Source organism: Pseudoduganella sp. jia 9 (genome assembly GCF_055502615.1).
On sequence record NZ_JBUPWE010000027.1, the window covers coordinates 68,087 to 77,099 of the forward strand.

General features: G+C 63.9%; 8 protein-coding genes. 4 read left to right on the forward strand and 4 right to left on the reverse strand.

Translation table 11 applies throughout. The features are described from left to right. Positions 1–22 precede the first annotated feature (22 nt). Positions 23–316, reverse strand: a complete 294-nt coding sequence (locus ACY34H_RS27905; protein WP_464980683.1) for a hypothetical protein — start codon at positions 314–316, stop codon at positions 23–25. A gap of 218 nt (positions 317–534) precedes the next feature. On the opposite strand from ACY34H_RS27905, the gene ACY34H_RS27910 reads away from it, so the two are divergent. The 4 genes from ACY34H_RS27910 (at position 535) to ACY34H_RS27925 (ending at position 6,011) form a co-directional block, all read left to right on the forward strand. Further along, positions 535–1,647: an NADH:flavin oxidoreductase/NADH oxidase gene (locus ACY34H_RS27910; protein ID WP_464980684.1), complete on the forward strand. Its 1,113-nt coding sequence runs from the start codon at positions 535–537 to the stop codon at positions 1,645–1,647. 23 nt (positions 1,648–1,670) lie between these two features. Continuing rightward, the gene (locus tag ACY34H_RS27915) at positions 1,671–2,312 is read left to right on the forward strand and encodes an HAD hydrolase-like protein (protein ID WP_464980685.1); all 642 of its coding nucleotides are present in this window, start codon (positions 1,671–1,673) and stop codon (positions 2,310–2,312) included. Positions 2,313–2,569: 257 nt separating this feature from the next. Then, positions 2,570–4,075 carry an APC family permease gene (locus ACY34H_RS27920; RefSeq protein ID WP_464980686.1) on the forward strand — a complete coding sequence of 502 codons (1,506 nt, stop codon included), beginning with the start codon at positions 2,570–2,572 and terminating at the stop codon, positions 4,073–4,075. Position 4,076: 1 nt separating this feature from the next. Beyond that, positions 4,077–6,011, forward strand: a complete 1,935-nt coding sequence (locus ACY34H_RS27925; protein ID WP_464980687.1) for a S9 family peptidase — start codon at positions 4,077–4,079, stop codon at positions 6,009–6,011. Between the two features lie 82 nt (positions 6,012–6,093). On the opposite strand, the gene ACY34H_RS27930 is transcribed toward ACY34H_RS27925, so the two are convergent. From ACY34H_RS27930 to ltrA, 3 genes are all read right to left on the reverse strand, one after another. Then, complete coding sequence (locus tag ACY34H_RS27930) at positions 6,094–6,360, reverse strand: hypothetical protein (protein WP_464980688.1); 267 nt, start codon at positions 6,358–6,360, stop codon at positions 6,094–6,096. Positions 6,361–6,615: 255 nt separating this feature from the next. Next, positions 6,616–6,966, reverse strand: coding sequence for an energy transducer TonB (locus ACY34H_RS27935; RefSeq protein WP_464980689.1), 351 nt, complete (start codon positions 6,964–6,966; stop codon positions 6,616–6,618). 316 nt (positions 6,967–7,282) lie between these two features. Next, positions 7,283–8,647, reverse strand: a complete 1,365-nt coding sequence (ltrA, locus tag ACY34H_RS27940) for a group II intron reverse transcriptase/maturase (RefSeq protein WP_464977593.1) — start codon at positions 8,645–8,647, stop codon at positions 7,283–7,285. Positions 8,648–9,013: the final 366 nt, after the last annotated feature.

Consider the following 9,013-nt stretch of genomic DNA (forward strand, 5'->3'; position numbering starts at 1 on the left):
GGTGGCTCAAGAGGGGGGCTGTTCAGGCCGAAGCGAACTGCGTCGCGCGGGCCTGGGAATTCTGTTCGCGCACCTTGCGCGTTGCCGGCGTGGCCGGCAGGTCGGCCGAGGAAGCCGAAGACGCCCGTGCGGCAGTGGCGGGAACGGGCGGCGAGGCTGGCGATGCGGACCGGGCGCCGGCGCGGCTGTCATCCGGCAGCCAGCGGACGATCGCCGCGGTCGCCACGACGGAGAGCAGCACGATGCCGGCGGCGGCGGCCAGCATCATCGGATCGATGCGCGAAGAAGTGGTGGGGATCTTCTGGTACAGCGTCATCTCTTCCTCCTGTCCGGGTCGCTCATTGGCGCACTTATTGGCGCACTTATTGGCGTAACTTATAGGTGTAACTTATTGGCGTAGTACAAGATTATCCTTATACCAATAGGCGATCTACCTTTTCCCTGTATCAAAAGTAAGCACATGTAACGGCGCCGGTTTCGGCAAGCCCCGGCGATCTTGGCTACACTCGTCGGTACACCGTTTAAAGGAACTCCATGAGCCAGCTTTTCTCACCATATTCCCTCGGCCAGGTGCCATTGAAGAACCGCATCGCGATCGCACCGATGTGCCAGTATTCCGCCACCGATGGCCTGCCGGCCGACTGGCACATGATCCACCTCGGCAATCTCGCGCTGTCCGGTGCCGCGCTGCTGATCCTGGAAGCGACGGCCGTGTCGCCGGAAGGCCGCATCTCCGCGCAGGACCTGGGCCTGTGGTCGGACGAGCACCGCCAGGCGCTGCAGCCGATCGTGGCGGCCATCCGCAGGCATTCGCCGATCGTGCTGGCCGTGCAGATTGCCCATGCGGGCCGCAAGGCGTCGTCCGCCGTGCCGTGGGAAGGCGGCGGCAACATCCGCCCTGAAGATGGCGGCTGGCAGACGGTGGCGCCGTCGGCCGTGCCCCATGCCGACGGCGAGACCGTGCCGCTGGCGCTGGACGATGCCGGCTTGGCGAAAGTGAAGGACGATTTCGTGGCGGCGGCGCGCCGCGTGCACGAACTCGGCATCGAAGCAATCGAACTGCACGGTGCGCACGGCTACCTGCTGCACCAATTCCTGTCGCCGCTGTCCAACCAGCGTACGGACCGATATGGCGGCTCGCTGGAAAACCGCATGCGCTTCCCGCTGGAAGTGTTTGAAGCGGTGCGCGAGGCCGTGCCGCGCGAGGTGGCCGTGGGGATGCGCATTTCCGCTTCCGACTGGGTCGAGGGCGGCTGGGACATCGAGCAGAGCGTGGTCTTCGCCAACGCACTGAAAAAGCTGGGCACCGACTTCATGCACGTATCCAGCGGCGGCGTGTCGCCGCGGCAGAAGATCCCGGTCGAACCCGGCTACCAGGTTGGTTTCGCCGAGCGCATCCGGCAAGAGACCGGCTTGCCGACGATCGGCGTGGGCCTGATCACCGAGGCGGCGCAGGCCGAAGCCATCGTCGCGCAGGGCCAGGCCGACATGGTGGCACTGGCCCGCGGCATCCTGTACGATCCGCGCTGGCCGTGGCACGCGGCCGCGCAGCTTGGCGCGCAGGTCGACGCGCCGCCGCAATACTGGCGCTGCCAGCCGCACGACCAGAAACAGCTGTTCGGCGACACTCGCCTGGGGCAGCGCTGACCGGCACGACGAAAAGGGGAGCGATGCGCGACTATGACCTGCTGATCTTCGATTTCGACGGCACGCTGGCCGACAGCTTCCCCTTTTTTCTCGAAGTATTCGATACGCTGGCGGACGCCCATCACTTCCAGCGCCTGGACCGCTCGCGTCTCGAGGAGCTGCGCGGTGCCGACCTGCCGCAGATCATGCGCCACGTGGGCCTGCCGCGCTGGAAGCTGCTGCCGGTGGCCATGCATTTCCGCACGCTGATGGCGCAAAGCATCGGCCGCATCCGCCTGTTCGACGGCGTGCCCGAGGTGCTGCGCAGCGCGGCAGCCGATGGCGTGCTGCTGGCGATCGTCAGCTCCAATTCCGAAGCCAACGTGCGCGCCGTGCTGGGCGACGATGCGTGCCTGTTCGCCCATGTCGAATGCGGCGCCGCGCTGTTCGGCAAGCGCCGCAGGCTGCGCCGCGTGGTGCAGGGCAGCGGCGTGGCGGGCGAGCGCGTGCTGTGCGTGGGCGACGAAGTACGCGACATCGATGCGGCGCATGCGGAAGGCCTGGCTTTCGGCGCGGTCGGCTGGGGTTACGCCAGGCCGGAAACGCTGCGTGCCCGCGCACCGAAGCTGATGTTCGGCAGCGTGGCGGAGATGGCGGCGCAGCTGGCGTGCCCGGTGGACCATTGAAGTGCCCGCGCCGGCGTGACACCGCACCGGCGCAACTTCGCACCGACGTAGCTTCACACCGGCGTAGCTTCGCACCGACGTAGCTTCACACCCGCGTAACTTCGCAACGACGTAACTTCGCATTGAAGTAACATTATTACCACTTGTTTTTTGCACACAAAATTCCTGTAGGGGAGTCGCGAAACTTGGCCCTATAATCGCGACTTTGCCCCGCGTCACGAGCGCTGCGGCTTTGACACCCTGAACAAGGAATGCCTGTGAGCCAGACGCTGGTCCAGAAACTGACCCGTACCAAGCCGGTCGACGCCACTGCCGGCGCAAGCCCGGAGACAACGCCGGGCATCGGCATGGAAACACCGCACAGTCCTGGCGGCCTGGCCCGTTCGATGGGCCTGTTCTCGCTGACGATGATCGGTGTCGGCGCCACCATCGGCACCGGCATTTTCTTCACGATGGTCGAAGCGGTGCCGAAAGCCGGCCCGGCGGTGATCCTGTCGTTCCTGCTGGCCGCGCTGACGGCGGGGCTGACGGCGCTGTGCTACGCCGAACTCGCATTCCGCATTCCCGCCTCCGGTTCTTCCTACTCGTTCGCCTATGCGACGGTGGGCGAATTCCTCGCCTTCATCATGGCCGCCTGCCTGCTGCTCGAATACGGGCTCGCCGCCAGCGCAACCGCGATCGGCTGGTCCGATTACCTGAACAATTTCCTCGGCAACGCGTTCAACTGGCATATTCCCACGCTGTTGCGCACGCCGATGATCGTGTCCACGCCGGAAGGGGTGGTGTTCAACTGGGGCCACGTCAACCTGCCGCCGATCATCCTGGTGGCCATGTGCTGCTTCCTGCTGTCGCGCGGCGCAAAGGAATCGGCGCGCACGAATGCCGTCATGGTCATCATCAAGCTGGCCATCCTGCTGTTCTTCGTGGCCATAGCCTTCACCGGTTTCAATGCCGACAACTTCACGCCGTTCTTCAAGGGCGAAGGCGAGAAGGGCCTGCTGGGCATGGCGGGCGTGACCGCCGCCGCCGGCACCGTGTTCTTCTCGTTCATCGGGCTCGATACCGTGGCAACCGCCGGCGAGGAAGTGCACAACCCCAAGCGCAACGTCCCGCTGGGCATCCTTGCCGCGCTGGGCATCGTCACCGTGTTCTACATGCTGGTGGCCGTGGCGGCGATGGGCGCGCAGCCAGCGCACATGTTCGAAGGGCAGGAAGCCGGCCTGGCCGTGATCCTGCAGAACGTGTCGGGCCACGCGTGGCCTGCGCTGGTGCTGTCCGCCGGTGCCGTGATTTCCGTGTTCTCCGTGACGCTGGTGACGATCTATGGCCAGACGCGGATCCTGTACGCGATCTCGCGCGACGGCCTGATCTCGAAGGGCTTCCACAAGGTGCACGAGCGTACCGCCACGCCGGTGCTGAACACGATCATCGTCAGCATCGTGGTGGCCTGCGTGGCCGGTTTCGTCGACGCGACGTTCCTGTGGGACATGGTCAGCATGGGCACGCTGACGGCATTCATCCTGGTGTCGGTGGCGGTCCCCGTCATGCGCGCCAAGGAACGCCGCGCCGGCACCTATCTGAAGGGCGGCTTCCGCGTGCCGCTCGGCCCTTACCTGGTGCCGGGCCTGTCGATCGCGGCCTGCCTGTACCTGATGGTGGGCCTGTCGCACACCACCCGCGTCATCTTCTCGATCTGGATGGCGGCCGCCATCCTCACCTATTTCGCCTACGGCATCCGCCATTCCCGTCTCAACAAGGTTTGACATGCAATTGAAATCAATCGCCCTCGCAAGCTTCGTGGCCGCGGCCACATCGTCCGGGGCGATTGCCCTGGCCGCGGACGCATCCGCGACCATACGCGACTACAGGTCGGTGGCGCTGTCGCCGGCCGGCGAGCGGATCGCCGCGCTTGAATCGGTCGATGCCGGCGTTCCCGGTAAACGGCCGCATGCCATCGTGGTGGTACGCGATGCCGCCACCGGCAAGGTCGTCGGCGAATACGATCCATGCAAGGCATGCAGCTACGACCGTCCCAGCTGGTCGCCGGACGGCAAGAACGTTGCCTTCATCGGCAGCACGGGCGGCAAGGCGACCTTGTACGTCGGCACGCGCGCGCTGGCCAGCGTGGACGGCAACGCGAATTCGGCGCGCTGGTCGCCGGACGGCTCATCGCTGGCGCTGCTGGCCACCGTCGGCGCGCGCAAGGAAACCGGCGCCACCGCCGCCGGCGCCCGCCTGGTCGGCGAGATCGGCAGCAACGACGATGCCCAGCGCATCGCCACCGTGCCGGCTGCGGGCGGCACCGTGAAACTGCTGTCGCCGGGCGATACCTTCATCTACGAATACGACTGGACCCCGGACGGCAAGGGCTTCGTGGCCACCGGGGCGAAAGGCAACGGCGACAACAACTGGTGGGTCGCCAAGCTGGCCTGGGTGGATGCCGCCAGCGGTGCGCTGCGCGTGATTGCTTCGCCCGCCACGCAACTGAACCTGCCGCGCGTGTCGCCGGACGGGAAGACGGTAGCGTACGTGGGCGGCCTGATGAGCGACTTCGGCGCGATCGGCGGCGATCTGTACACCGTGCCGCTGGCCGGCGGCGAACCGAAGAACATCACGCCCGGTTTCAAGGGCACGTTCCATGGGCTGGCGTGGCGAAAGAACGGGCTGGTGGCCTCGGCGCTGATGGGCGACCAGTTGACGGTGCTGTCCATCGACGCGGCAAGCGGCGAAACGGCGAAGCACTGGTCCGCCGCGGTCAGCGCAGCCGGCGGCACCGACGGCCGGCTGTCGTTCAGCGCCGATGGCACGCAGGTGGCCGGCGCGGTGGAAGACTTCACCAGCGCGCCACGCCTCGTCGCCGGCCCGCTGGCGCAACCGAAGCAGGTCACGCACGACAACGACAAGCTGGCCGCCCAGGTTTCCGTGGGCAGCGTGGGATGGGGGATCGAAGGCTTCAGCAGCAAGGGCTGGGTGGTGGGACCATTGCGGACGCAGGCTGGGAAAAAATATCCAATGATCGTGCAGGTGCATGGCGGCCCGGCATCGGCCGTCACGCCGCGCTACATCGCTGCCGGCGCGGCGGGCAATTCGACCGTGCGCGCGCTGGTCGACGCCGGCTATTTCGTGTTCATGCCGAATCCGCGCGGCAGCTTCGGCCAGGGCCAGGAATTTGCCCAGGCCAACCGCCGCGACTTCGGCGGCGGCGACCTGCGCGACATCCTGGCCGGCGTGGATGCCGTCGCCAGGGTGATGCCGGTCGACCCCGCGCGCCTGGGCCTGATGGGCCATTCGTACGGCGGCTTCATGACGATGTGGGGCGTGACGCACAGCGACCGCTTCAAGGCCGCCGTGGCGGGCGCCGGCGTGGCCAACTGGGTCAGCTACTACGGCCAGAACGGTATCGACCAGTGGATGGTGCCGTTCTTCGGTGCCACGATGTACGACGATCCGGCCATCTACCGCAAGCTGTCGCCGATCGAATATGTGAAGAATGCGAAAACGCCGACGCTGATCTATGTGGGCGAGCGCGACGTGGAAACCCCGGCCGCGCAATCGATGGAATTCTGGCATGCGCTCAAGGCGCTGAACGTGCCGACCAGCTTCGTGGTCTACGAGGATGAAGGGCATGCGATCCGCAAGCCGGAACACCAGCAGGACCTGGTCAGGCGAATCGTCGGGTGGTTCGACAAATACCTGTGATCGGGAAGTGGCCGGGATGAACGGGTCCTGAAAAAGCAAAAGCCGGCAAAGCCGGCTTTTTTCACAACGCGTGTCTGGAATCTCAGATGGCGGCGGCGCGTGCGCGCAGCTTGGCCGCTTCGTGCGGTGCCTCGGCTTCCAGTTCGTCGGCCCAGCGCAGCAGCGACATGCGCACGCCGACCTTGTAGTACGACGGCAGTTCCGCGTCCGGCCTGGACTTGCTGCCCTGGACTTCGGCCAGTGCCGCCGGCGTGGTGCGCAGCAGGGAGCGCAGCCAGTTCATCACGATGCGGCCGGTGCTGTCCAGGGAACCTGCGGTGGCGGTGGTGGTGATGATGGCGGTCGACATGGCTGAGCTCCTGAATGAATTGATCGTTGATGCAGTGCAGTATAGGGTGCGCACAGAAATAAAAAAACTTTTCATTTGTGATGTGAGGCATACATAAAGCGTATACTTGTTGTTTCCTTATCGCAACAATTTATAACGCAGCAGAATATCCCGCCATCACTGAATCGTATAAGAAGGGCATACGGTCCGTTTCATGCTTATCGTGTAAACGAAAAAAAGCCGGCAATGCCGGCTTTGTAAAAAGCTGAGGAAAAATCAGTCGATCTTCCAGGCATAGTCGACCCGGGTCCACGTATCGGCCGGTGCGCCGTCCTTCGAGCCCGGCGCGAACTTGCACGCGGCCAGCTTGCGCAGCGCTGCAGTGTCGAGCACCTTGGAACCGCTGGATTTGTTGATGCGCGAATCCTTCACTTCGCCGCCAGCGGAAACCAGCACGGACATCGATACCGTGCCTTGCTCTTCATTGACCAGCGCCGTACGCGGATAATCGGCCTTGCAGTTACGGGCATCCGGCGTAGCCGGGACTTCGATCGCGGAAGCGGCGCCGGAGACGAGCAGTGCGGCAACCAGACCCAGGGAACGCTTGGCGGAGATTTTGATGGACATGATTTTTTTCCTCGTAAGTTAATGACAGTTAGCCCGGCGATATCGCCTTGGCTGTCTCCTGAATTAACGTTGTTGCATTGCAGTGTAGGCAAACTCGCGTCATAACAAAACTTTTCATTTGTGATGTGATCCATTCGCCAGGCGAATGACTGGACACGCGAATAAAGGAGTTTCATCACGCTGCCGCATGGCCGTTGCCGGGGAACCGAATAAGGCGTGTTCGGTATGATCGGCATAGGGGGCAGCTAATGTAAGCTGCGCCCCTGCCACACCACCCGGCATGCGGGTCCGCACCGGGCGGTTCGAGTAGTTGAGGTCAGGACAGGCGTGGTACGCCAAGCCGGTCGAAATAAGCGATCGTGAGGACTGTTTTCAGCAACCGATCAGCGTTTCGCCACCAGCATCGGCTGCTAGCGGCTACCCGCTTCGCAACCGTTTCCGACGCCCCTAGATTGCGCAATTCCCGATACATGGTTTTTCCACGCTTCCAGTGCTTGAGCTGGATCGCTCTCAGCCTGTGGCGCAGCCACTCATCGAGTTTCCGCCAAACCTTCGGCGTTTGAGCCAGCTTGAAGTACCCTTTCCAGCCAAGCATGTAGCGGCGCAGGTTGTCGACGACTTGTGCCATGCTTTTGCCGCCAGAGCGCCACGTCAATTCCCGAATACGCTGCTTGAATGTTGCCAGCGGCTTATCCGCGACCTTGAGTTTGACGCCACTGCGATCAGCCCAGAGGCTGTAACCGAGGAATTTACGACCAAAGGCGCTACCCACCGCACTCTTGCCTTCGTTGACCACGAGGTGCAACTTGTCATAGAGACGGCGCAGCAACGCCATCACCCGCTCGCCAGCATGCTTGCTGCGCACGTAGACGTTCGCATCATCGGCATAGCGCGCAAAGCAATGGCCGCGACGTTCCAGTTCCTTGTCCACTTCATCGAGCAGGACGTTGGCCAGTAGCGGCGACAGCGGCCCGCCTTGCGGCGTCCCCTCGTTCCGCGACTGCACCACGCCATGGTCCATGATGCCGCTGTTCAGATAAGCGCGGACCAGCCAGATTACTCCAGCGTCATTGATGCGTTTCCGTAGGCGGTCGATCAGGATGTCGTGGTTGACCCGGTCGAAGAACTTCGACAGGTCCACGTCCACTACGATCCGTCGTCCCGACTGGACATACGCCCGAGCGGCAAGTACCGCATCCTGCGCACGCCGACCGGGACGAAAACCGTAGCTGTGCTCGCTGAAAGTGGGGTCAAGAATCGGTTGCAGCACCTGGAGCAGTGCTTGCTGGATCAGCCGATCCGTCACCGTCGGGATGCCGAGCTCACGCTCGCCACCGTCGGGCTTCGGGATCGTCACCCTTCGTACCGGGCGGGGCCGGTACGTCCCTGCCAGCAGTTGTTCGCGTATTTCCGGCCAGGCGACGGCCAGATAGCGCGAGGTTTCGTCAATGTCCCGACCATCCACCCCGGCTGCGCCCTTGTTGGCACGCACACGCTTGAACGCCTGCAGCAGATTTTCCCTTCTCAGCGCTGCTTGCAGCAGCGCCGATCCTGCGTTTCCTGACACATGTCGCGGACCACAGGCTTCGTCGCTGGAAGTTGCAGCCAAGGCTTCACCCTGACCTACGGCCTCCCGCCCCGCTGACGCGGGCATCTGACGCATTGCCTGTTGTATCGACATGCCGGAAAAAAAAACACTCCTACTCGTTTGGTCCTTCGTCGACGGGGTCGAGCCTTCCCGGCGCTACCGCCAACTACTATGACCTCTGCTGAGACCCTGCTACGGCAACGCCGCCGTCCTTTCAGACGTGAGGCAGGGCGTCCCCAGGTAAGGGCCGCACTCCTTCATCACACAACCGCCGCATCTACGCCGCTTCGCCTTGACCACAAGAGCTTCGCGGTCTTGGGCCCGCTCGCCCTGCTTGGCAGCGCCTTCTATGCGATTCGTGTTCCTCGGCTCATGATTTACGCTCCACGCTTCCTTCCCACGGTCGATTACTCTTCCGCAGTTGCGCTTCACTTCGCTCGCTGTGGTCAGCTCGCGGCG